This window comes from Staphylococcus sp. T93 (assembly GCF_016743875.1).
In the GTDB taxonomy this organism is placed as follows: domain Bacteria; phylum Bacillota; class Bacilli; order Staphylococcales; family Staphylococcaceae; genus Staphylococcus; species Staphylococcus aureus.
In genome coordinates, this window is sequence record NZ_CP068247.1 from 262187 (window position 1) to 287127 (window position 24941).

The 24941-nt window shown below is 33.2% G+C and carries 20 protein-coding genes; 19 read left to right on the top strand and 1 reads right to left on the bottom strand.

The window, feature by feature from the left end:
• Positions 1-41 precede the first annotated feature (41 nt).
• From secA to clpP, 18 genes are all read left to right on the top strand, one after another.
• On the top strand, positions 42-2573 hold the full coding sequence (secA, locus tag JG553_RS01275) for a preprotein translocase subunit SecA (protein WP_000506534.1): 2532 nt from the start codon (positions 42-44) through the stop codon (positions 2571-2573).
• Between the two features lie 41 nt (positions 2574-2614).
• Positions 2615-2719 carry a hypothetical protein gene (locus JG553_RS01280; RefSeq protein WP_001790092.1) on the top strand — a complete coding sequence of 35 codons (105 nt, stop codon included), beginning with the start codon at positions 2615-2617 and terminating at the stop codon, positions 2717-2719.
• 168 nt (positions 2720-2887) lie between these two features.
• Positions 2888-3998, top strand: a protein-coding gene (gene prfB / locus JG553_RS01285) for a peptide chain release factor 2 (RefSeq protein ID WP_010956549.1) whose coding sequence is annotated in 2 segments (ribosomal slippage) — positions 2888-2959 and positions 2961-3998 — 1110 coding nt in all. Because the reading frame shifts where the segments join, the coding sequence is not laid out codon by codon here.
• Between the two features lie 153 nt (positions 3999-4151).
• The gene (locus JG553_RS01290; RefSeq protein WP_001790093.1) at positions 4152-4259 is read left to right on the top strand and encodes a hypothetical protein; all 108 of its coding nucleotides are present in this window, start codon (positions 4152-4154) and stop codon (positions 4257-4259) included.
• Positions 4260-4406: 147 nt separating this feature from the next.
• The gene (locus JG553_RS01295) at positions 4407-5246 is read left to right on the top strand and encodes a COG3942 and LysM peptidoglycan-binding domain-containing protein (protein ID WP_000749380.1); all 840 of its coding nucleotides are present in this window, start codon (positions 4407-4409) and stop codon (positions 5244-5246) included.
• A gap of 173 nt (positions 5247-5419) precedes the next feature.
• Entirely contained in the window at positions 5420-6070 is a 651-nt protein-coding gene (locus tag JG553_RS01300; protein WP_000538141.1) for a YfbR-like 5'-deoxynucleotidase, read from the top strand.
• Positions 6067-6303, top strand: a complete 237-nt coding sequence (locus tag JG553_RS01305) for a CsbA family protein (RefSeq protein WP_000638419.1) — start codon at positions 6067-6069, stop codon at positions 6301-6303. Before JG553_RS01300 ends, JG553_RS01305 begins: the two co-directional genes overlap by 4 nt.
• Positions 6304-6571: 268 nt before the next feature.
• A complete protein-coding gene (gene uvrB / locus JG553_RS01310) occupies positions 6572-8557 on the top strand; it encodes an excinuclease ABC subunit UvrB (RefSeq protein WP_000229253.1) in 1986 nt (661 codons plus the stop codon).
• A 7-nt stretch (positions 8558-8564) separates the two neighbouring features.
• Complete coding sequence (gene uvrA, locus JG553_RS01315; protein ID WP_000662681.1) at positions 8565-11411, top strand: excinuclease ABC subunit UvrA; 2847 nt, start codon at positions 8565-8567, stop codon at positions 11409-11411.
• A gap of 661 nt (positions 11412-12072) precedes the next feature.
• Complete coding sequence (hprK, locus tag JG553_RS01320) at positions 12073-13005, top strand: HPr(Ser) kinase/phosphatase (protein WP_000958224.1); 933 nt, start codon at positions 12073-12075, stop codon at positions 13003-13005.
• A 5-nt stretch (positions 13006-13010) separates the two neighbouring features.
• A complete protein-coding gene (gene lgt, locus JG553_RS01325; RefSeq protein WP_000513308.1) occupies positions 13011-13850 on the top strand; it encodes a prolipoprotein diacylglyceryl transferase in 840 nt (279 codons plus the stop codon).
• A gap of 7 nt (positions 13851-13857) precedes the next feature.
• A complete protein-coding gene (locus tag JG553_RS01330; RefSeq protein WP_001224793.1) occupies positions 13858-14343 on the top strand; it encodes an acyltransferase in 486 nt (161 codons plus the stop codon).
• Between the two features lie 7 nt (positions 14344-14350).
• Entirely contained in the window at positions 14351-15790 is a 1440-nt protein-coding gene (locus JG553_RS01335) for a tetratricopeptide repeat protein (protein ID WP_000057542.1), read from the top strand.
• A 66-nt stretch (positions 15791-15856) separates the two neighbouring features.
• Positions 15857-16792 carry a thioredoxin-disulfide reductase gene (gene trxB, locus JG553_RS01340; protein ID WP_000134963.1) on the top strand — a complete coding sequence of 312 codons (936 nt, stop codon included), beginning with the start codon at positions 15857-15859 and terminating at the stop codon, positions 16790-16792.
• 993 nt (positions 16793-17785) lie between these two features.
• Positions 17786-18697, top strand: coding sequence for an RNase adapter RapZ (gene rapZ / locus JG553_RS01345; protein WP_000369722.1), 912 nt, complete (start codon positions 17786-17788; stop codon positions 18695-18697).
• Positions 18694-19689 (top strand): YvcK family protein, encoded by a 996-nt coding sequence (locus tag JG553_RS01350; RefSeq protein ID WP_001248939.1) that lies wholly within the window; start codon positions 18694-18696, stop codon positions 19687-19689. Before rapZ ends, JG553_RS01350 begins: the two co-directional genes overlap by 4 nt.
• A gap of 109 nt (positions 19690-19798) precedes the next feature.
• The gene (gene whiA / locus JG553_RS01355; protein ID WP_000006551.1) at positions 19799-20743 is read left to right on the top strand and encodes a DNA-binding protein WhiA; all 945 of its coding nucleotides are present in this window, start codon (positions 19799-19801) and stop codon (positions 20741-20743) included.
• Between the two features lie 572 nt (positions 20744-21315).
• Positions 21316-21903: an ATP-dependent Clp endopeptidase proteolytic subunit ClpP gene (clpP, locus tag JG553_RS01360; protein ID WP_001049165.1), complete on the top strand. Its 588-nt coding sequence runs from the start codon at positions 21316-21318 to the stop codon at positions 21901-21903.
• A gap of 242 nt (positions 21904-22145) precedes the next feature.
• Here the strand turns inward: clpP and JG553_RS01365 are convergent, their stop codons facing one another.
• On the bottom strand, positions 22146-23048 hold the full coding sequence (locus JG553_RS01365) for a TIGR01777 family oxidoreductase (RefSeq protein ID WP_000816295.1): 903 nt from the start codon (positions 23046-23048) through the stop codon (positions 22146-22148).
• A 702-nt stretch (positions 23049-23750) separates the two neighbouring features.
• Between JG553_RS01365 and JG553_RS01370 the strand changes: the two genes are divergently transcribed.
• Positions 23751-24380: a DUF4887 domain-containing protein gene (locus JG553_RS01370; protein ID WP_000070826.1), complete on the top strand. Its 630-nt coding sequence runs from the start codon at positions 23751-23753 to the stop codon at positions 24378-24380.
• Positions 24381-24941 lie beyond the last annotated feature (561 nt).

The following is a 24941-nucleotide window of genomic DNA, read 5'->3' on the forward strand; positions in this document are numbered from 1 at the left end:
GTTGTAGGCCAAACAGTTTTTTAGCTAAAGGAGCGAACGAAATGGGATTTTTATCAAAAATTCTTGATGGCAATAATAAAGAAATTAAACAGTTAGGTAAACTTGCTGATAAAGTAATCGCTTTAGAAGAAAAAACGGCAATTTTAACTGATGAAGAAATTCGTAATAAAACGAAACAATTCCAAACAGAATTAGCTGACATTGATAATGTCAAAAAGCAAAATGATTATTTAGATAAAATTTTACCAGAAGCATATGCACTTGTTAGAGAAGGCTCTAAACGTGTATTCAATATGACACCATATAAAGTTCAAATTATGGGTGGTATTGCAATTCATAAAGGTGATATCGCTGAGATGAGAACAGGTGAAGGTAAAACATTAACAGCGACAATGCCAACATACTTAAATGCATTAGCTGGTAGAGGTGTTCACGTTATTACAGTCAATGAATACTTATCAAGTGTTCAAAGTGAAGAAATGGCTGAGTTATATAACTTCTTAGGTTTGACTGTCGGATTAAACTTAAACAGTAAGACGACAGAAGAAAAACGTGAAGCATACGCACAAGACATTACTTACAGTACTAATAATGAGCTAGGTTTTGATTACTTACGAGATAACATGGTGAATTATTCTGAAGATAGAGTAATGCGTCCATTACATTTTGCAATCATTGATGAGGTTGACTCAATTTTAATCGACGAGGCACGTACGCCATTAATTATTTCTGGTGAAGCTGAAAAGTCAACGTCACTTTATACACAAGCAAATGTTTTTGCGAAAATGTTAAAACAGGACGAAGATTATAAATACGATGAAAAAACGAAAGCTGTACATTTAACAGAACAAGGTGCGGATAAAGCTGAACGTATGTTCAAAGTTGAAAACTTATATGATGTACAAAATGTTGATGTTATTAGTCATATCAACACAGCTTTACGTGCGCACGTTACATTACAACGTGACGTAGACTATATGGTTGTTGATGGCGAAGTATTAATTGTCGATCAATTTACAGGACGTACAATGCCAGGCCGTCGTTTCTCGGAAGGTTTACACCAAGCTATTGAAGCGAAGGAAGGCGTTCAAATTCAAAATGAATCTAAAACTATGGCGTCTATTACATTCCAAAACTATTTCAGAATGTACAATAAACTTGCGGGTATGACAGGTACAGCTAAAACTGAAGAAGAAGAATTTAGAAATATTTATAACATGACAGTAACTCAAATTCCGACAAATAAACCTGTGCAACGTAACGATAAGTCTGATTTAATTTACATTAGCCAAAAAGGTAAATTTGATGCAGTAGTAGAAGATGTTGTTGAAAAACACAAGGCAGGGCAACCAGTGCTATTAGGTACTGTTGCAGTTGAGACTTCTGTATATATTTCAAATTTACTTAAAAAACGTGGTATCCGTCATGATGTGTTAAATGCGAAAAATCATGAACGTGAAGCTGAAATTGTTGCAGGCGCTGGACAAAAAGGTGCCGTTACTATTGCCACTAACATGGCTGGTCGTGGTACAGATATCAAATTAGGTGAAGGCGTAGAGGAATTAGGCGGTTTAGCAGTAATAGGTACAGAGCGACATGAATCTCGTCGTATTGATGACCAGTTACGTGGTCGTTCTGGACGTCAAGGTGATAAAGGGGATAGTCGCTTCTATTTATCATTACAAGATGAATTAATGATTCGTTTTGGTTCTGAACGTTTACAGAAAATGATGAGCCGACTAGGTTTAGATGACTCTACACCAATTGAATCAAAAATGGTATCAAGAGCTGTAGAATCAGCACAAAAACGTGTAGAAGGTAATAACTTCGACGCGCGTAAACGTATCTTAGAATACGATGAAGTATTACGTAAACAACGTGAAATTATCTATAACGAAAGAAATAGTATTATTGATGAAGAAGACAGCTCTCAAGTTGTAGATGCAATGCTACGTTCAACGTTACAACGTAGTATCAATTACTATATTAATACAGCAGATGACGAGCCTGAATATCAACCATTCATCGACTACATTAATGACATCTTCTTACAAGAAGGTGACATTACAGAGGATGATATCAAAGGTAAAGATGCTGAAGATATTTTCGAAGTCGTTTGGGCTAAGATTGAAGCAGCATATCAAAGTCAAAAAGATATCTTAGAAGAACAAATGAATGAGTTTGAGCGTATGATTTTACTTCGTTCTATTGATAGCCATTGGACTGATCATATCGACACAATGGATCAATTACGTCAAGGTATTCACTTACGTTCTTATGCACAACAAAATCCATTACGTGACTATCAAAATGAAGGTCATGAATTATTTGATATCATGATGCAAAATATTGAAGAAGATACTTGTAAATTCATTTTAAAATCTGTAGTACAAGTTGAAGATAATATTGAACGTGAAAAAACAACAGAGTTTGGTGAAGCGAAGCACGTTTCAGCTGAAGATGGTAAAGAAAAAGTGAAACCGAAACCAATCGTTAAAGGCGATCAAGTTGGTCGTAACGATGATTGTCCATGTGGTAGTGGTAAAAAATTCAAAAATTGCCATGGAAAATAAATGATATAAAATAACTCCTTCCAATTAAACACCTATAGTTTGTGTTATGGGAGGAGTCTTTTTATTTTACAAGCGTTAAATACTTTAAAAAATGTGAAGAAGTTGTTAAACGTTGTTATGTACTTAGTTTTAAAAAATCGGTTTAGGCATATGTCGATGATAAATGTACTGATTTTTAACAATAAATGCATAAACTAATTGTCAGTGTGCTTATATTTCTTAACATTGTTATTTAACAAAATTATGTTAAAATTTAGCATTATAAAAGATGCAAATCAATGACTTGAATTGAAATATAAATAGGAGCGAATGCTATGGAATTATCAGAAATCAAACGAAATATAGATAAGTATAATCAAGATTTAACACAAATTAGGGGGTCTCTTTGACTTAGAGAACAAAGAAACTAATATTCAAGAATATGAAGAAATGATGGCAGAACCTAATTTTTGGGATAACCAAACGAAAGCGCAAGATATTATAGATAAAAATAATGCGTTAAAAGCAATAGTTAATGGTTATAAAACACTACAAGCAGAAGTAGATGACATGGATGCTACTTGGGATTTATTACAAGAAGAATTTGATGAAGAAATGAAAGAAGACTTAGAGCAAGAGGTCATTAATTTTAAGGCTAAAGTGGATGAATACGAATTGCAATTATTATTAGATGGGCCTCACGATGCCAATAACGCAATTCTAGAGTTACATCCTGGTGCAGGTGGCACGGAGTCTCAAGATTGGGCTAATATGCTATTTAGAATGTATCAACGTTATTGTGAGAAGAAAGGCTTTAAAGTTGAAACTGTTGATTATCTACCTGGGGATGAAGCGGGGATTAAAAGTGTAACATTGCTCATCAAAGGGCATAATGCTTATGGTTATTTAAAAGCTGAAAAAGGTGTACACCGACTAGTACGAATTTCTCCATTTGATTCATCAGGACGTCGTCATACATCATTTGCATCATGCGACGTTATTCCAGATTTTAATAATGATGAAATAGAGATTGAAATCAATCCGGATGATATTACAGTTGATACATTCAGAGCTTCTGGTGCAGGTGGTCAGCATATTAACAAAACTGAATCGGCAATACGAATTACCCACCACCCCTCAGGTATAGTTGTTAATAACCAAAATGAACGTTCTCAAATTAAAAACCGTGAAGCAGCTATGAAAATGTTAAAGTCTAAATTATATCAATTAAAATTGGAAGAGCAGGCACGTGAAATGGCTGAAATTCGTGGCGAACAAAAAGAAATCGGCTGGGGAAGCCAAATTAGATCATATGTTTTCCATCCATACTCAATGGTGAAAGATCATCGTACGAACGAAGAAACAGGTAAGGTTGATGCAGTGATGGATGGAGACATTGGACCATTTATCGAATCATATTTAAGACAGACAATGTCGCACGATTAATATATATTTTAAAACCGAGGCTCTAAAAGGGCGTCGGTTTTTGGTTTTTTTAAAGGTAGCTAAATAAATTGTAAATTAGATTTTGGAATATGATTTGTTTATGAATATTTAAGTACAATTCGGTAGATAGAGTTAGAATATATTTTTTAAAAGTTGTGTTTGTTAAAACAACATATGCAGTGTGCATTTAGTAATATTACCTATGGCGATTTTCAAGGTATTGAATTAATTATTGAAAACGTTCTCAATTACATGGTATGAATACATTTTACACTATGATAAAAGGTTGTATTCTTTTTATATTGTTAACCATTTGATTACATCGTTATAACAATAGCTTTTGACAAAATGTATTGTGCTATAGTATTTGCATACTTAAAATACTAACAGCAAAGGAATGACAGCAAGATGAAAAAATCTCTTACAGTGACGGTTTCGTCAGTGTTAGCTTTTTTAGCTTTAAATAATGCAGCACATGCACAACAACATGGCACACAAGTAAAAACACCTGTTCAACATAATTATGTATCAAATGTTCAAGCACAAACGCAATCACCGACAACTTATACAGTAGTTGCTGGCGATTCATTATATAAGATTGCTTTAGAGCATCACTTAACGTTGAATCAATTATATTCATACAATCCTGGTGTAACACCTTTAATTTTTCCTGGTGACGTGATTTCACTTGTGCCTCAAAATAAAGTGAAACAAACTAAAGCGGTTAAATCACCAGTAAGAAAAGCAAGCCAAGCTAAAAAGGTAGTAAAACAACCTGTACAACAAGCATCTAAAAAAGTAGTAGTTAAGCAAGCACCTAAGCAAGCAGTAACTAAGACAGTTAATGTAGCATACAAACCTGCTCAAGTACAAAAATCAGTACCAACTGTACCTGTTGCACATAACTACAATAAATCAGTTGCTAACAGAGGAAACTTATATGCTTATGGAAACTGCACATATTATGCTTTCGATCGTCGTGCACAATTAGGTAGAAGTATAGGAAGTTTATGGGGCAATGCAAATAACTGGAATTACGCAGCAAAAGTTGCAGGATTTAAAGTAGATAAAACACCAGAAGTTGGCGCTATTTTCCAAACAGCTGCTGGTCCATATGGACATGTTGGTGTTGTTGAATCTGTAAACCCTAATGGAACAATTACTGTTTCTGAAATGAACTATGCTGGATTTAATGTTAAATCTTCAAGAACAATTTTAAATCCAGGAAAATATAATTACATCCACTAAGTAATATATCAAGACAAGACTATCCTCTTAGCCTGTTTAAGTAACAGGTTGAGAGGATTTTTTGGTATCATTTAATCAGAGTTATATAAAGAAGATATTTAAATGATATTTAATTGATTGATATGTAAAAAGAAAGTATAATTTATGATTAATTAATGGAGGAGGTAATTGAAATGGGTGTACATCAATATTTTAAAAGATTATCAGATATGGAAAGACTTATAAGATTACCTGGAAAATTTAAATATTTTGAACACAATGTTGCAGCACACTCCTTTAAAGTAACTAAAATTGCACAATATCTAGCAACAGTTGAAGAATATCATGGACGAAAGATTAATTGGAAAAGCTTATATGAAAAAGCATTAAATCATGATTTCGCCGAAGTGTTTACTGGTGATATAAAAACACCTGTTAAATATGCGAGTAGTGAATTAAAAAAATTATTTTCGCAAGTTGAAGAAGAAATGGTAGAGACCTTTATTGAAGAAGAAATTCCATTACAATATAGAGATGTTTATAAGCAACGACTGCAAGAAGGTAAAGATGATTCATTAGAAGGCCAAATACTTTCAGTTGCTGATAAAATTGATTTGCTTTATGAAACATTTGGAGAAATACAAAAACGTAATCCCGAAGAATTATTTTTCGAAATTTATGAAATGAGTCTAGAAACAATTATTCAATTTGACCATTTAGCATCTGTACAAGATTTTATTAATAATATCATTCCAGAAATGTTGACTGAAAACTTTATACCTAGAACAGAATTAAGAGAAACAACCATGAACATTTTAAATAAAAGAAAAGAGGAAAATGAATGATATGGTATTTTAGCGCAGCATTCTTTCCATGTGTCTTGGTAGTATTATTTAGTGTAATAACAAGAAGTAAATGGGTCGGTACTATTCTGACATTAATTTTAATTGGTGCCTCAATCTATAAAGAGTATTTCCATAACGAGTGGATTATTTTTATTGATGTAGTGTCATTATTAGCTGGTTATTTAATTATAGATCAACTCGAATTTCATAAACATCAAGATGAAGATCGCTAAGATTAACTTTAAAATAATGTTTCAAACAAATTTGTTGAAACAAAATGATGATTAATATAATGTGTATTTACATACTAAAAATAACAAGATAAACGATTTGATTTAAGGCAAGCATAGTTAGCACAACTATGTTTGTTTTTCTTTGTTCGACATTTTTACGAACAAACGTTTGCTTTTTGTGTGACTACTTTGCTAAAATATGTAATGAGAAAGCAAAGAGTTGAGCGGAAATATAAATAATACGTTGAAAGAGGAGGCATATGTGACAATGGTTGAACATTATCCTTTTAAAATACATTCTGATTTTGAGCCTCAAGGTGACCAACCGCAAGCAATTAAAGAAATCGTGGAAGGTATTAAAGCGGGGAAAAGACATCAAACTTTATTAGGTGCTACTGGCACAGGGAAAACATTTACGATGAGTAATGTTATTAAAGAAGTTGGGAAACCAACGTTAATTATCGCGCATAACAAAACATTAGCAGGACAATTATATAGTGAGTTTAAAGAATTTTTTCCTGAAAACAGGGTGGAATACTTTGTAAGTTACTATGATTATTATCAACCAGAGGCATACGTACCGTCTACTGACACTTTTATTGAAAAAGATGCCTCAATCAATGATGAAATTGATCAACTACGACATTCTGCTACAAGTGCATTATTTGAACGCGATGATGTAATTATTATTGCTAGTGTAAGTTGTATATATGGTTTAGGTAATCCTGAAGAATATAAAGATTTAGTAGTAAGTGTTCGAGTTGGTATGGAAATGGATAGAAGTGAATTACTTAGAAAACTTGTAGATGTGCAATATACACGAAATGACATCGATTTCCAACGAGGAACGTTTCGAGTGCGTGGTGATGTAGTGGAAATATTCCCAGCCTCTAAAGAAGAACTTTGTATAAGGGTTGAGTTTTTCGGCGATGAGATTGACCGTATCCGAGAAGTTAACTACCTAACAGGTGAAGTGTTGAAAGAAAGAGAACATTTTGCGATATTCCCAGCTTCTCACTTCGTAACACGTGAAGAAAAGTTGAAAGTTGCGATTGAACGTATTGAAAAAGAATTGGAAGAACGATTGAAAGAATTACGAGATGAGAATAAATTACTAGAAGCGCAAAGGTTAGAACAGCGTACCAACTATGATTTAGAAATGATGCGAGAGATGGGATTCTGTTCAGGAATTGAAAACTATTCCGTACATTTAACTTTGCGACCACTGGGTTCGACACCATATACTTTATTGGATTACTTTGGCGATGATTGGTTAGTAATGATTGATGAATCACATGTGACATTACCGCAAGTTCGAGGCATGTATAACGGAGACAGAGCGCGTAAACAAGTTTTGGTGGATCATGGGTTTAGATTACCGAGTGCATTAGATAACCGTCCACTTAAATTTGAAGAATTTGAAGAAAAGACAAAACAACTTGTGTATGTATCTGCAACGCCTGGACCATACGAAATTGAACATACGGATAAGATGGTTGAACAAATTATTCGTCCTACTGGTTTACTGGATCCTAAGATTGAGGTTAGACCTACTGAAAATCAAATTGACGATTTATTAAGTGAAATTCAAACAAGAGTTGAGCGTAATGAACGCGTACTTGTTACAACGCTCACTAAAAAGATGAGTGAAGATTTAACCACATACATGAAAGAAGCGGGTATTAAAGTTAATTATCTGCATTCAGAAATCAAGACATTAGAACGAATTGAAATAATTAGAGACTTACGAATGGGTACATATGATGTTATCGTAGGTATTAATTTATTAAGAGAGGGTATTGATATACCAGAAGTTTCTCTAGTTGTCATATTAGATGCAGATAAAGAAGGGTTTTTACGTTCTAACCGCTCATTAATTCAAACAATAGGTAGAGCTGCGCGTAACGATAAAGGTGAAGTCATTATGTATGCCGATAAAATGACTGATTCGATGAAGTATGCAATTGATGAGACACAACGTCGTCGAGAAATACAGATGAAACATAATGAAAAACATGGTATTACACCTAAAACAATTAATAAAAAAATACATGATTTAATTAGTGCTACTGTTGAAAATGACGAAAATAATGACAAAGCACAAACTGTGATACCTAAGAAGATGACGAAAAAAGAACGTCAAAAGACAATCGACAATATAGAAAAAGAAATGAAACAAGCAGCGAAAGATTTAGATTTCGAGAAAGCTACAGAATTAAGAGATATGTTATTTGAATTAAAAGCAGAAGGGTGACAAGTAAATGAAAGAACCATCCATAGTAGTAAAAGGTGCTCGTGCGCATAACTTGAAAGATATTGATATCGAACTACCTAAAAATAAATTAATTGTTATGACAGGTTTATCTGGGTCAGGTAAATCGTCATTAGCATTCGATACTATATATGCTGAAGGACAACGACGTTATGTTGAATCATTAAGTGCCTATGCGCGTCAATTTTTAGGCCAAATGGACAAACCAGATGTTGATACAATTGAAGGATTATCGCCAGCAATTTCAATAGATCAAAAAACAACAAGTAAAAATCCAAGATCAACTGTAGCAACAGTAACAGAAATATATGATTATATACGTTTGTTATATGCACGTGTTGGTAAACCTTACTGTCCAAATCACAATATAGAAATTGAATCGCAAACAGTACAACAAATGGTTGACCGCATTATGGAATTAGAGGCACGTACAAAGATTCAATTATTAGCACCTGTCATCGCTCATCGTAAAGGTAGTCATGAAAAGCTAATCGAAGATATTGGTAAAAAAGGTTATGTACGTTTAAGAATCGATGGCGAAATTGTTGATGTAAATGATGTACCTACTTTAGATAAGAACAAGAATCATACAATAGAAGTTGTTGTAGACCGATTAGTTGTTAAAGATGGAATTGAAACACGACTAGCTGACTCTATAGAAACTGCCTTAGAGCTTTCAGAAGGACAATTAACAGTCGATGTCATTGACGGGGAAGACCTTAAGTTTTCAGAAAGCCATGCTTGTCCTATATGTGGATTTTCAATCGGAGAGTTAGAACCAAGAATGTTTAGCTTTAACAGTCCTTTTGGTGCTTGTCCGACATGTGATGGCTTAGGCCAAAAGTTAACAGTCGATGTAGACTTGGTTGTTCCCGACAAAGATAAGACGCTAAACGAAGGTGCAATAGAACCTTGGATACCGACGAGTTCTGATTTTTATCCAACATTGTTAAAACGTGTTTGTGAAGTTTATAAAATCAATATGGATAAACCTTTTAAAAAGTTAACAGAACGTCAACGTGATATTTTATTGTATGGTTCTGGTGACAAAGAAATTGAATTTACATTTACACAACGTCAAGGTGGTACTAGAAAACGAACAATGGTTTTCGAGGGTGTAGTTCCTAATATAAGTAGACGATTCCATGAATCTCCTTCAGAATATACACGTGAAATGATGAGTAAATATATGACTGAACTACCTTGCGAAACTTGTCATGGAAAGCGATTGAGTCGTGAAGCGTTATCTGTTTATGTAGGTGGTTTAAATATTGGTGAAGTAGTCGAATATTCAATCAGTCAAGCGCTGAACTATTATAAAAACATTGATTTGTCAGAACAAGATCAAGCGATTGCAAATCAAATATTGAAAGAAATTATTTCCCGACTCACTTTTTTAAATAATGTGGGACTTGAATATTTAACGTTAAACAGAGCTTCAGGTACACTTTCAGGTGGTGAAGCACAACGTATTCGATTAGCAACGCAAATTGGGTCGCGTTTGACTGGTGTCTTATATGTATTAGATGAGCCATCAATTGGACTGCATCAAAGAGATAATGATCGATTAATTAATACACTTAAAGAAATGAGAGATTTAGGAAATACTTTAATTGTAGTTGAACACGATGATGATACAATGCGTGCGGCTGATTACTTAGTGGATATAGGTCCTGGTGCTGGTGAACATGGAGGGCAGATTGTGTCTAGTGGTACTCCTCAAAAGGTAATGAAAGATAAAAAATCATTAACAGGACAATACTTGAGTGGTAAGAAACGTATTGAAGTACCTGAATATCGCAGACCGGCTTCAGATCGTAAAATTTCTATACGTGGAGCTAGAAGCAACAATCTTAAAGGGGTTGATGTGGACATACCACTATCAATCATGACGGTTGTTACAGGTGTATCAGGTTCTGGTAAAAGCTCATTAGTAAATGAAGTATTATACAAATCATTAGCTCAAAAAATTAATAAATCTAAAGTAAAGCCAGGATTGTACGATAAGATTGAAGGTATTGATCAACTTGATAAAATTATTGATATTGATCAATCACCAATAGGTAGAACGCCACGCTCTAATCCAGCAACATATACTGGTGTGTTTGATGATATACGTGATGTGTTTGCGCAAACAAATGAAGCTAAAATTCGAGGATATCAAAAAGGGCGTTTTAGTTTTAATGTAAAAGGTGGACGCTGTGAAGCTTGTAAAGGTGACGGTATTATTAAAATTGAAATGCATTTTTTACCTGATGTTTATGTTCCTTGTGAAGTGTGTGATGGTAAACGATATAATCGTGAGACACTAGAGGTTACTTACAAAGGTAAAAATATTGCTGACATTTTAGAAATGACTGTTGAAGAAGCAACACAATTTTTTGAAAATATTCCTAAGATTAAGCGCAAGTTACAAACACTAGTTGATGTTGGTCTTGGATACGTCACATTAGGTCAACAAGCTACAACGTTATCAGGTGGTGAGGCTCAACGTGTGAAACTTGCATCTGAACTTCATAAACGTTCAACTGGTAAATCTATTTATATCCTAGATGAACCGACAACAGGGTTACATGTTGACGATATTAGTAGATTATTAAAAGTATTAAACCGATTAGTTGAAAATGGTGATACTGTTGTAATTATTGAACATAACCTAGATGTTATCAAAACAGCAGACTATATTATAGACTTAGGTCCTGAAGGTGGTAGTGGCGGTGGTACTATTGTTGCGACTGGCACACCCGAAGATATTGCTCAGACAAAGTCATCATATACAGGAAAGTATTTAAAAGAAGTACTTGAACGAGATAAACAAAATACTGAAGATAAATAAGATTAAAAGAAGTGAAGGATGTTATAAATTTATCCTTCGCTTCTTTTTATTAATTTAGTAATGAATAGTAGAAAGAAAAGATGCGTAAAAAGAATTATGTTAAGATAGGGTCAATCTAGAGTAGTTAAACATAAATCGAACTGGGAGTGGGACAGAAATGATAAAGAATCACTAATGATTTATTATGTAGTGGTTCTTTGTCATTAGCCACAGCTATTGTGTACTTAAAAATAGGAATGCATGAGTGCAACTCATGCATAAGAAATACTAATTTCTAAAGAAAAAGTATTTCTTTATGTTGGGGCCCCGCCAACTTGCATTGTTTGTAGAATTTCTTTTCGAAATTCTTTATGTTGGGGCCCCGCCAACTTGCATTGTTTGTAGAATTTCTTTTCGAAATTCTTTATGTTGGGGCCCCGCCAACTAATTCCAATATATCATTGTAGAGCTTAGGTCATTGATTTTTGGCTCGGACTTTTATGGCGATATGAACCATGTAAATTAAGCAAGCAATAAATTAATGATTGATATTGACTTGTAAAATAATAACAATAATGAACAATTAATATTTATTTTAGCTTTTCAATGTAGATTGGTGTTATATTTTTGATATGATAAGAAGAGATGTAAGAGTAGGGATAAATACAATTGAGGTGAACCCATGTTAACGACAGAAAAACTAGTTGAAACATTAAAGTTAGATTTAATCGCTGGTGAAGAAGGACTATCGAAGCCAATTAAAAATGCTGATATATCAAGACCGGGCTTAGAGATGGCAGGTTATTTTTCACATTATGCGTCAGATAGAATACAACTATTAGGAACAACGGAACTATCGTTTTACAATTTATTACCAGATAAGGATCGCGCAGGTCGTATGCGTAAACTATGCAGACCAGAAACGCCTGCAATTATTGTGACACGTGGATTGCAGCCACCAGAAGAATTAGTTGAAGCTGCAAAAGAATTAAATACCCCACTTATAGTTGCTAAAGATGCGACTACAAGTTTAATGAGTCGCTTAACAACGTTTTTAGAGCATGCACTTGCAAAGACGACATCTTTACATGGTGTTTTAGTAGATGTTTACGGTGTTGGTGTACTAATTACCGGTGATTCAGGAATAGGTAAAAGTGAGACTGCGTTGGAATTAGTTAAACGTGGGCATAGATTAGTAGCAGATGATAATGTAGAAATACGTCAAATTAATAAAGATGAACTAATAGGGAAACCACCAAAGTTAATAGAACATCTATTAGAAATACGTGGACTAGGTATTATCAATGTTATGACTTTATTTGGCGCGGGTTCAATATTAACTGAAAAACGAATTAGATTAAATATTAATTTGGAAAACTGGAACAAGCAAAAGTTATATGACCGCGTAGGTCTTAATGAAGAGACGCTAAGTATTTTAGATACTGAAATCACTAAAAAAACAATACCTGTAAGACCTGGTAGAAATGTTGCGGTAATTATTGAGGTCGCTGCAATGAACTATCGATTAAATATCATGGGCATTAACACGGCCGAAGAATTTAGTGAAAGATTAAATGAAGAAATTATCAAGAACAGTCATAAGAGTGAGGAGTAGGTTGAATGGGTATTGTATTTAACTATATAGATCCTGTGGCATTTAACTTAGGACCACTGAGTGTACGATGGTATGGAATTATCATTGCTGTCGGAATATTACTTGGTTACTTTGTTGCACAACGTGCACTAGTTAAAGCAGGATTACATAAAGATACTTTAGTAGATATTATTTTTTATAGTGCACTATTTGGATTTATCGCGGCACGAATCTATTTTGTGATTTTCCAATGGCCATATTACGCGGAAAATCCAAGTGAAATTATTAAAATATGGCATGGTGGAATAGCAATACATGGTGGTTTAATAGGTGGCTTTATTGCTGGTGTTATTGTATGTAAAGTGAAAAATTTAAACCCATTTCAAATTGGTGATATCGTTGCGCCAAGTATAATTTTAGCGCAAGGAATTGGACGCTGGGGTAACTTTATGAATCACGAGGCACATGGTGGATCGGTGTCACGCGCTTTTTTAGAACAATTACATTTGCCTAATTTTATAATAGAAAATATGTATATTAACGGCCAATATTATCATCCAACATTCTTATATGAATCCATTTGGGATGTCGCTGGATTTATTATCTTAGTTAATATTCGTAAACATTTAAAATTAGGAGAAACATTCTTTTTATATTTAACTTGGTATTCAATTGGTCGATTCTTTATAGAAGGATTACGTACAGATAGCTTAATGCTCACAAGTAATATTAGAGTTGCACAATTAGTATCAATTCTTTTAATTTTAATAAGTATAAGTTTAATTGTATATAGAAGGATTAAGTATAATCCACCGTTGTATAGCAAAGTTGGGGCGCTTCCATGGCCAACAAAAAAAGTGAAGTAGTGATAGTTTGAGGAAATTTTTATCAAAAACACATCATCATACAAACCCTTTATGGCGTGTATACCGTCTTGTTAAATTTTCGAAAGTTTTTAAGAATGTAATTATCATTGAATTTTCGAAATTTATTCCAAGTATGGTACTGAAAAGACATATATATAAACAACTTTTAAATATTAATATCGGTAATCAATCGTCGATAGCTTATAAAGTAATGTTAGATATTTTTTACCCAGAACTGATTACGATTGGTAGTAACAGTGTTATTGGTTACAATGTAACAATTTTGACGCATGAAGCATTAGTTGATGAATTTCGTTATGGACCAGTGACGATAGGATCTAACACTTTGATTGGTGCAAATGCTACCATTTTACCCGGTATAACGATTGGTGACAATGTAAAAGTTGCAGCTGGTACGGTTGTTTCAAAAGATATACCGGATAATGGATTTGCATATGGCAACCCTATGTATATAAAAATGATTAGGAGGTGACAATTTTATGGCGCAAAAGAATAATAATGTAATTCCAATGACTTTTGATGATGCATTTTATCGTAAAATGGCTAAACAGAAGTTTAAACAAAGAGAATATAAACGAGCTGCTGAATACTTTGAAAAAGTGTTAGAATTGTCACCTGATGATCTGGAAATTCAAATTGATTATGCACAATGTCTAGTGCAACTTGGTATTGCTAAAAAAGCAGAACATTTATTTTATGACAATATTATTTATAATAGGCATCTAGAAGATAGCTTTTATGAATTGAGTCAGCTCAACATTGAAGTTAACGAACCAAACAAGGCATTCTTGTTTGGTATTAATTATGTTATTGTTAGCGACGACCAAGATTATAGAGATGAATTAGATCAAATGTTTGATGTGAAATATCAAAGTGAAGAACAAATTGAACTTGAAGCTCAATTGTTTGTAGTTCAAATACTATTCCAATATCTTTTTTCTCAAGGTCGATTAAAAGATGCAAAGAATTATGTCTTACATCAACCACAAGAAGTTCAAGATCATCGTGTAGTACGTAATTTATTGGCAATGTGTTATTTATATCTCGGTGAATATGATACGGCTAAAGCATTGTACGAAGCACTATTACAAGAGGATAGTACAGATATATATGCATTATGCCATTATACTTTGCTACTTTATAACACTAAGGAAAATGAACAATATCAAAAATATTTAAAAATATTAAACAAAGTTGTACCTATGAATGACGATGAAAGTTTTAAATTAGGTATTGTATTAAGTTATTTAAAGCAGTATCGTGCATCACAACAATTGTTGTACCCTTTATATAAAAAAGGGAAATTTTTATCAATTCAAATGTACAATGCTTTAGCATATAATTATTATTATTTAGGTGAAGAAGACGAAAGTCATTACTACTGGGATAAATTGAAGCAAATTTCTAAAGTGGAAATTGGACATGCGCCTTGGGTAATTGAAAATAGCAAAGAAGTTTTTGACCAACATATTTTGCCATTACTTCAAAGTGATGACAGTCATTATCGTTTATATGGTATTTTTTTATTGGATCAATTAAATGGTAAAGAAATTGTGATGACGGAAAGTATTTGGCAGGTTTTGGAAAATCTAAATAATTATGAGAAATTGTATTTAACGTATTTAGTTCAAGGTTTAACGCTCAATAAATTAGACTTCATTCATCGCGGCTTATTAACGCTTTACCATAATGAATTATTTGTAAGTGAAAATGATGTAATGGTTGCATGGATTAATCAAGGTGAACTCATAATTGCTGAAAAAGTAGATTTAACTGATGTTGAGCCATATATCGGTGCGTTTATTTATTTGTATTTTAAAAATCAACCTCGAAACGTTACAAAGAAGCAAATTACAACATGGTTAGGCATAACACAATATAAACTGAACAAAATGATTGAATTTCTCTTGAGCATATAGATTTATGAAAAGTTAGATTTATTATATAATGCGCATAATGATTAATAATGAGGAGGCGTTAATAAAATGACTGAAATAGATTTTGATATAGCAATTATCGGTGCAGGTCCAGCTGGTATGACTGCTGCAGTATACGCATCACGTGCTAATTTAAAAACAGTTATGATTGAAAGAGGTATTCCAGGCGGTCAAATGGCTAATACAGAAGAAGTAGAGAACTTCCCTGGTTTCGAAATGATTACAGGTCCAGATTTATCTACAAAAATGTTTGAACACGCTAAAAAGTTTGGTGCAGTTTATCAATATGGAGATATTAAATCTGTAGAAGATAAAGGCGAATATAAAGTGATTAACTTTGGTAATAAAGAATTAACAGCGAAAGCGGTTATTATTGCTACAGGTGCAGAATACAAGAAAATTGGTGTTCCGGGTGAACAAGAACTTGGTGGACGCGGTGTAAGTTATTGTGCAGTATGTGATGGTGCATTCTTTAAAAATAAACGCCTATTCGTTATCGGTGGTGGTGATTCAGCAGTAGAAGAGGGAACATTCTTAACTAAATTTGCTGACAAAGTAACAATCGTTCACCGTCGTGATGAGTTACGTGCACAGCGTATTTTACAAGATAGAGCATTCAAAAATGATAAAATCGACTTTATTTGGAGTCATACTTTGAAATCAATTAATGAAAAAGACGGCAAAGTGGGTTCTGTGACATTAACGTCTACAAAAGATGGTTCAGAAGAAACACACGAGGCTGATGGTGTATTCATCTATATTGGTATGAAACCATTAACAGCGCCATTTAAAGACTTAGGTATTACAAATGATGTTGGTTATATTGTAACAAAAGATGATATGACAACATCAGTACCAGGTATTTTTGCAGCAGGAGATGTTCGCGACAAAGGTTTACGCCAAATTGTCACTGCTACTGGCGATGGTAGTATTGCAGCGCAAAGTGCAGCGGAATATATTGAACATTTAAACGATCAAGCTTAATTCGAAGTCGAATTAAGATGTTGAGCTGTAAATTATTTGGATATTTATTTTAATAGTGTCATCACAGCGTTAAAATAATGTCTTACTTTTAAATTAAAGCAAATTATATAGAAAACTAGAACTTAGTACGTATCATTTGTGCGTTTCAATGAGTTCTAGTTTTTTTATATGTTATATTAAACTTATAACTTTATGGGAGTGGGACAGAAATGATAAAGAGCCACTAATGATTTATTATGTAGTGGTTCTTAAACATTAGCCACAGCTAATGTGTACTTAAAAATAGGAATACATGAGTAAAACTCATGCATAAGAAATACTAATTTCTATAGAAAAAGTATTACTTTATCGTTGTCCCACCCCAACTTGCACATTATTGTAAGCTGACTTTCCGCCAGCTTCTGTGTTGGGGCCCCGCCAACTTGCACATTATTGTAAGCTGACTTTTCGTCAGCTTCTGTGTTGGGGCCCCGCCAACTTGCACATTATTGTAAGCTGACTTTTCGTCAGCTTCTGTGTTGGGGCCCCGCCAACTTGCATTGTCTGTAGAAATTGGGAATCCAATTTCTCTATGTTGGGGCCCACACCCCAACTCGCATTGCCTGTAGAATTTCTTTTCGAAATTCTCTGTGTTGGGGCCCACACCCCAACTCGCATTGCCTGTAGAATTTCTTTTCGAAATTCTCTGTGTTGGGGCCCACACCCCAACTCGCATTGCCTGTAGAATTTCTTTTCGAAATTCTCTGTGTTGGGGCCCCTGACTAGAGTTGAAAAAAGCTTGTTGCAAGCGCATTTTCATTCAGTCAACTACTAGCAATATAATATTATAGACCCTAGGACATTGATTTATGTCCCAAGCTCCTTTTAAATGATGTATATTTTTAGAAATTTAATCTAGACATAGTTGGAAATAAATATAAAACATCGTTGCTTAATTTTGTCATAGAACATTTAAATTAACATCATGAAATTCGTTTTGGCGGTGAAAAAATAATGGATAATAATGAAAAAGAAAAAAGTAAAAGTGAACTATTAGTTGTAACAGGTTTATCTGGCGCAGGTAAATCTTTGGTTATTCAATGTTTAGAAGACATGGGATATTTTTGTGTAGATAATCTACCACCAGTGTTATTGCCTAAATTTGTAGAGTTGATGGAACAAGGAAATCCATCCTTAAGAAAAGTGGCAATTGCAATTGATTTAAGAGGTAAGGAACTATTTAATTCATTAGTTGCAGTAGTGGATAAAGTCAAAAGTGAAAGTGACGTCATCATTGATGTTATGTTTTTAGAAGCAAGTACTGAAAAATTAATTTCAAGATATAAGGAAACGCGTCGTGCACATCCTTTGATGGAACAAGGTAAAAGATCGTTAATCAATGCAATTAATGATGAGCGAGAGCATTTGTCTCAAATTAGAAGTATAGCTAATTTTGTTATAGATACTACAAAGTTATCACCTAAAGAATTAAAAGAACGCATTCGTCGATACTATGAAGATGAAGAGTTTGAAACTTTTACAATTAATGTCACAAGTTTCGGTTTTAAACATGGGATTCAGATGGATGCAGATTTAGTATTTGATGTACGATTTTTACCAAATCCATATTATGTAGTAGATTTAAGACCTTTAACAGGATTAGATAAAGACGTTTATAATTATGTTATGAAATGGAAAGAGACGGAGATTTTCTTTGAAAAATTAACTGATTTGTTAGATTTTATGATACCCGGGTATAAAAAAGAAGGGAAATCTCAATTAGTAATTGCCATCGGTTGTACGGGTGGACAACATCGATCTGTAGCATTAGCAGAACGACTAGGTAATTATCTAAATGAAGTATTTGAATATAATGTTTATGTGCATCATAGGGACGCACATATTGAAAGTGGCGAGAAAAAATGAGACAAATAAAAGTTGTACTTATCGGTGGTGGCACTGGCTTATCAGTTATGGCTAGGGGATTAAGAGAATTCCCAATTGATATTACGGCGATTGTAACAGTTGCTGATAATGGTGGGAGTACAGGGAAAATCAGAGATGAAATGGATATACCAGCACCAGGAGACATCAGAAATGTGATTGCAGCTTTAAGTGATTCTGAGTCAGTTTTAAGCCAACTTTTTCAGTATCGCTTTGAAGAAAATCAAATTAGCGGTCACTCATTAGGTAATTTATTAATCGCAGGTATGACTAATATTACGAATGATTTCGGACATGCCATTAAAGCATTAAGTAAAATTTTAAATATTAAAGGTAGAGTCATTCCATCTACAAATACAAGTGTGCAATTAAATGCTGTTATGGAAGATGGAGAAATTGTTTTTGGAGAAACAAATATTCCTAAAAAACATAAAAAAATTGATCGTGTGTTTTTAGAACCTAACGATGTGCAACCAATGGAAGAAGCAATCGATGCTTTAAGGGAAGCAGATTTAATCGTTCTTGGACCAGGGTCATTATATACGAGCGTTATTTCTAACTTATGTGTGAATGGTATTTCAGATGCGTTAATTCATTCTGATGCGCCTAAGCTATATGTTTCTAATGTGATGACGCAACCTGGGGAAACAGATGGTTATAGCGTGAAAGATCATATCGATGCGATTCATAGACAAGCTGGACAACCGTTTATTGATTATGTCATTTGTAGTACACAAACTTTCAATGCTCAAGTTTTGAAAAAATATGAAGAAAAACATTCTAAACCAGTTGAAGTTAATAAGGCTGAACTTGAAAAAGAAAGCATAAATGTAAAAACATCTTCAAATTTAGTTGAAATTTCTGAAAATCATTTAGTAAGACATAATACTAAAGTGTTATCGACAATGATTTATGACATAGCTTTAGAATTAATTAGTACTATTCCTTTCGTACCAAGTGATAAACGTAAATAATATAGAACGTAATCATATTATGATATGATAATAGAGCTGTGAAAAAAATGAAAATAGACAGTGGTTCTAAGGTGAATCATGTTTTAAATAAGAAAGGAATGACTGTACGATGAGCTTTGCATCAGAAATGAAAAATGAATTAACTAGAATAGACGTCGATGAAATGAATGCAAAAGCAGAGCTCAGTGCACTGATTCGAATGAATGGTGCACTTAGTCTTTCAAATCAACAATTTGTTATAAATGTTCAAACGGAAAATGCAACAACGGCAAGACGTATTTATTCGTTGATTAAACGTGTCTTTAATGTGGAAGTTGAAATATTAGTCCGTAAAAAAATGAAACTTAAAAAAAATAATATTTATATTTGTCGTACAAAGATGAAAGCGAAAGAAATTCTTGATGAATTAGGAATTTTAAAAGACGGCATTTTTACGCATGAAATTGATCATTCAATGATTCAAGATGACGAAATGAGACGCAGTTACTTGAGAGGAGCTTTTCTGGCAGGTGGCTCAGTGAATAACCCTGAAACATCTTCGTACCATTTGGAAATTTTTTCTCAAAATGAGAGTCATGCAGAAGGCTTAACGAAACTAATGAATAGTTATGAGTTGAATGCCAAACATTTAGAGCGAAAAAAAGGAAGTATTACGTATTTAAAAGAAGCGGAAAAGATTTCGGATTTTCTTAGTTTGATAGGTGGCTATCAAGCGTTATTAAAATTTGAAGACGTACGTATTGTAAGAGATATGCGTAATTCTGTTAACCGACTCGTTAATTGTGAAACGGCCAATCTAAATAAAACAGTTAGTGCTGCGATGAAACAAGTTGAGAGCATTAAATTGATTGATAAAGAAATTGGTATTGAAAATTTACCAGACAGGTTGAGAGAGATTGCTAGAATTCGAGTAGAACATCAAGAAATTTCGTTGAAAGAGCTTGGAGAAATGGTATCAACTGGTCCAATTTCAAAATCAGGTGTAAATCACCGATTAAGAAAACTGAATGATTTAGCCGATAAGATTAGAAATGGTGAACAAATAGAATTATAAGTAAGAAGGTGTTTTTGGTAGTGAATTATCAAAAACACTTTTTTATGATTAAAAAGTGTTTAATGAATAATAGTCGACTAACTATTAAATTGAGCTGGAAAGTTTAATGAAGGAAATTCAATAACCAAGTGATGCCTAATTTTCTCATTAAATAGCATCATATGTATCAATTTGGTCATAAGAAAATATGAATGTGATAATTAATTGAGTCCCTGAAAGTCCCTGATCATAGACAAAAACAAAATCAGCATAAATAAGAATCCCGACATTGCGGGATTCTCTGTATTGAAAAGTATTGTATTTTATTAAAACAGCCTCCTTGAAGGGAATTGAACCCCTATCTTAAGAACCGGAATCTTACGTGTTATCCATTACACCACAAGGAGCAAATATGTAATCATATCTCTGTACTATGAGAAGTAAAATAAGTACAATCTAAAATAGATATTATCAGTTTACAAAGGAAAGAGAAAAGCGTCAAACAATGTAACTATTTAAAGTCAAAGTGTTTGACCAAATTTGACTTAATATGTAAAATAATGAGTAACAGTTATTACAAGGAGGAAATATAGATGAATTTAATTCCTACAGTTATTGAAACAACAAACCGCGGTGAACGTGCATATGATATATACTCACGTTTATTAAAAGACCGTATTATTATGTTAGGTTCACAAATTGATGACAACGTAGCAAATTCAATCGTATCACAGTTATTATTCTTACAAGCGCAAGACTCAGAGAAAGATATTTATTTATACATTAATTCACCAGGTGGAAGTGTAACAGCTGGTTTTGCGATTTATGATACAATTCAACACATTAAACCTGATGTTCAAACAATTTGTATCGGTATGGCTGCATCAATGGGATCATTCTTATTAGCAGCTGGTGCAAAAGGTAAACGTTTCGCGTTACCAAATGCAGAAGTAATGATTCACCAACCATTAGGTGGTGCTCAAGGACAAGCAACTGAAATCGAAATTGCTGCAAATCACATTTTAAAAACACGTGAAAAATTAAACCGCATTTTATCAGAGCGTACTGGTCAAAGTATTGAAAAAATACAAAAAGACACAGATCGTGATAACTTCTTAACTGCAGAAGAAGCTAAAGAATATGGCTTAATTGATGAAGTGATGGTACCTGAAACAAAATAATTCAAAGTAAAGAGTAGACTAAGCTGTCTGCTCTTTTTGTATGAGTAAACCAAGGTGTCAATAATTTGTTTACTATACTTTGAGCGGAAATATGATTGAATGAAGCTAGTTGAACCGTAACTATATGAAATGTTCCCTTCAAAGTAGACATTGAAAGGAACATTTCAATCCTTTGTTTGTAAGTCGCTCTAGACATTACATTTAGTACATATGTTGTTTCTAATGCTCATTAATGGTATTGATTATTCTTTAATTAAATCTTCAAGTGCCATTTTTAAATTACTATATTTAAATTGGAATCCCAATGCTTGAATTTTATTAGGTAATACTTTTTGAGTATCCAATACTACTGTTGACATTTGACCAAGTATGAGACGCATTGCAAGACTTGGTGCCCAAGTTTCATGAGGCTTATGCATAGCTCTTGCTAAAGTGTAGCCAAATAAATTTTGACGTTCAGGTATAGGTGCAGTTAAATTAAACGGACCACTAGCTGACTCGTTATTTATTAAAAATAAAATAGCTTGAATTAAATCATTGATATGAATCCATGAATACCATTGTTGACCAGAACCTAATTTACCACCAATGTAATATTCGTATGGTAGTTTCATTGTTTGTAACGCACCGCCTTCATTCGATAAAATTATACCGAAACGACCGATGACAACTCGTGTACCTAATTGTTCAAATTGTTGTGCGAAACGTTCCCATTGATACACAATATCTGATAAGAAATCAAAAGGTAAAGTTTTATAAACTTCTGTGTAACTCATAAATAAATCAGGAGGATAGTAACCAGTGGCACTAGCATTAAATAAAGCTTTAGGTGCTTTATTACGTGATTTAAACAATTCATATAAAGCTTGCGTAGATTGAATTCTACTTAGCATTAGCGTTTGTTTATATTCCGGTGTCCATCGTTTATTCAATGTAGCACCTGCTAAGTTGATGACCACATCGATATTTTGAGGAACTTTGTGTTCCCACCCAGATTTAGCCCAGTTGACATATGAAATTTTCTTATCATTTGAAATTTGGTCGTGTCGCGTTAATATCGTGATATGTGAATCTGATTTTTTAATTTCATTAACTAATTGAGATCCAACCATACCAGTCCCACCAGTAATTAAGTATTGTTTCATTATCATTCACCCCATGTAATTTTGTATTTAGTTACTATTTAATAATCATTATTGTTGTTCAAAGGTTATACATTATTTAGACAATAATATGTCAATAACTTTTTTTGAATTGTATTTTAATAAAAATGATATAAGTTATAATAAAGGTGTACCTTCGATAACGAATAAACATCTCTTAAAAGTATGTGTAAAACGCTGCATGATACAAACGAAGGTAAAAATTTGACTCCCTTTAGTAGTGGACCCGTACGTTAATCGTGCGGGTCGTTTTTATTTATTTCTTATTCCCATTATACATCAATTTAAAGCATTAATTTTTTAAACAAATTTAAGAATACATAGTAATATAACAATCTAAACATAAAAACTTTTAACACAACACTTAAACCAATGCTTTAATTTTCAATACGTAGCTATAATTTGTTGTAAAATCAAAAAGGTTAAAATGTTAATTTTCAAAAAAAGGCTCAAAATATGTTTGATTTAGTTATTAAATGTTAAGATATATAAGACTACTATTTCTTTGTAAAAATGAATCCGATTTACGAGTGAGTAATAGTGAAGGCAGTTTTAAGTTGAAGAAGGCAAAAAGAGTAAATGTTTATTAATATTTGTAGAAACTAGGTAAGCAAATTAGTTGTGAAAATGTTAATGGTTGCGTGATAATTTCTATATTTAAATTAGTTTGAAGTGAGGGAGAGTATGTCGAATCAAAATTACGACTACAATAAAAATGAAGATGGAAGTAAGAAGAAAATGAGTACAACAGCGAAAGTAGTTAGCATTGCGACGGTATTGCTATTACTCGGAGGATTAGTATTTGCAATTTTTGCATATGTAGATCATTCGAATAAAGCTAAAGAACGTATGTTGAACGAACAAAAGCAGGAACAAAAAGAAAAGCGTCAAAAAGAAAATGCAGAAAAAGAGAGAAAGAAAAAGCAACAAGAGGAAAAAGAGCAGAATGAGCTAGATTCACAAGCAAACCAATATCAGCAATTGCCACAGCAGAATCAATATCAATATGTGCCACCTCAGCAACAAGCACCTACAAAGCAACGTCCTGCTAAAGAAGAGAATGATGATAAAGCATCAAAGGATGAGTCGAAAGATAAGGATGACAAAGCATCTCAAGATAAATCAGATGATAATCAGAAGAAAACTGATGATAATAAACAACCAGCTCAGCCTAAACCACAGCCGCAACAACCAACACCAAAGCCAAATAATAATCAACAAAACAATCAATCAAATCAGCAAGCAAAACCACAAGCACCACAACAAAATAGCCAATCAACAACAAATAAACAAAATAATGCTAATGATAAGTAGTATTTAGTCAAACAAAAATGAACCAGTATGACAGACAACACAATTAATTAGGTTGTCTCGAATATTGGTTCTTATTTTTATAATTGTTAATTAGGGGAGAGATGATACTTAAATAGTTAGTTGTTTATTTTACGGATAGTGAAATTTATTTTGAGTGAGGTGGGACAGAAATGATATTTTTGCAAAATTTATTTCGTCGTCCCACCCCAACTCGCATTGCCTGTAGAATTTCATTTCGAAATTCTCTATGTTGGGGCCCCTGACTTTAATTGAAAAAAGCTTGTTACAAGTGCATTTTCGTTCGGTTAACTACTACTAATGTGACTTTTTGGATTCTAGAGCATTGATTTATGTCCTAGTCTCAAATAATAAGCAAATGATTATCGAGTCAGTATAAGGGTATACATTTGACTACAGCGAATAAAATAAAACGTTTTGTTGAATAACAAATCGAAAATATATTGCAAGCGCTTTATCAAATTATTTAGAAAATTTAAGTTTTATGCTTGCAATTTTTGAAATAGAATAGTACTATTGCAAGTGTAAAGAGGTTAATTTTTG

Coding starts and splice junctions, on each gene's coding strand:
- JG553_RS01365 (WP_000816295.1), bottom strand. CDS start 23,048: ATGAAACAATACTTAATTACTGGTGGGACTGGTATGGTTGGATCTCAA.
- JG553_RS01295 (WP_000749380.1), top strand. CDS start 4,407: ATGAAAAAATCTCTTACAGTGACGGTTTCGTCAGTGTTAGCTTTTTTA.
- uvrA (WP_000662681.1), top strand. CDS start 8,565: ATGAAAGAACCATCCATAGTAGTAAAAGGTGCTCGTGCGCATAACTTG.
- JG553_RS01305 (WP_000638419.1), top strand. CDS start 6,067: ATGATATGGTATTTTAGCGCAGCATTCTTTCCATGTGTCTTGGTAGTA.
- whiA (WP_000006551.1), top strand. CDS start 19,799: ATGAGCTTTGCATCAGAAATGAAAAATGAATTAACTAGAATAGACGTC.
- JG553_RS01350 (WP_001248939.1), top strand. CDS start 18,694: ATGAGACAAATAAAAGTTGTACTTATCGGTGGTGGCACTGGCTTATCA.
- JG553_RS01300 (WP_000538141.1), top strand. CDS start 5,420: ATGGGTGTACATCAATATTTTAAAAGATTATCAGATATGGAAAGACTT.
- hprK (WP_000958224.1), top strand. CDS start 12,073: ATGTTAACGACAGAAAAACTAGTTGAAACATTAAAGTTAGATTTAATC.
- JG553_RS01335 (WP_000057542.1), top strand. CDS start 14,351: ATGGCGCAAAAGAATAATAATGTAATTCCAATGACTTTTGATGATGCA.
- clpP (WP_001049165.1), top strand. CDS start 21,316: ATGAATTTAATTCCTACAGTTATTGAAACAACAAACCGCGGTGAACGT.
- rapZ (WP_000369722.1), top strand. CDS start 17,786: ATGGATAATAATGAAAAAGAAAAAAGTAAAAGTGAACTATTAGTTGTA.
- trxB (WP_000134963.1), top strand. CDS start 15,857: ATGACTGAAATAGATTTTGATATAGCAATTATCGGTGCAGGTCCAGCT.
- JG553_RS01370 (WP_000070826.1), top strand. CDS start 23,751: ATGTCGAATCAAAATTACGACTACAATAAAAATGAAGATGGAAGTAAG.
- uvrB (WP_000229253.1), top strand. CDS start 6,572: ATGGTTGAACATTATCCTTTTAAAATACATTCTGATTTTGAGCCTCAA.
- lgt (WP_000513308.1), top strand. CDS start 13,011: ATGGGTATTGTATTTAACTATATAGATCCTGTGGCATTTAACTTAGGA.
- secA (WP_000506534.1), top strand. CDS start 42: ATGGGATTTTTATCAAAAATTCTTGATGGCAATAATAAAGAAATTAAA.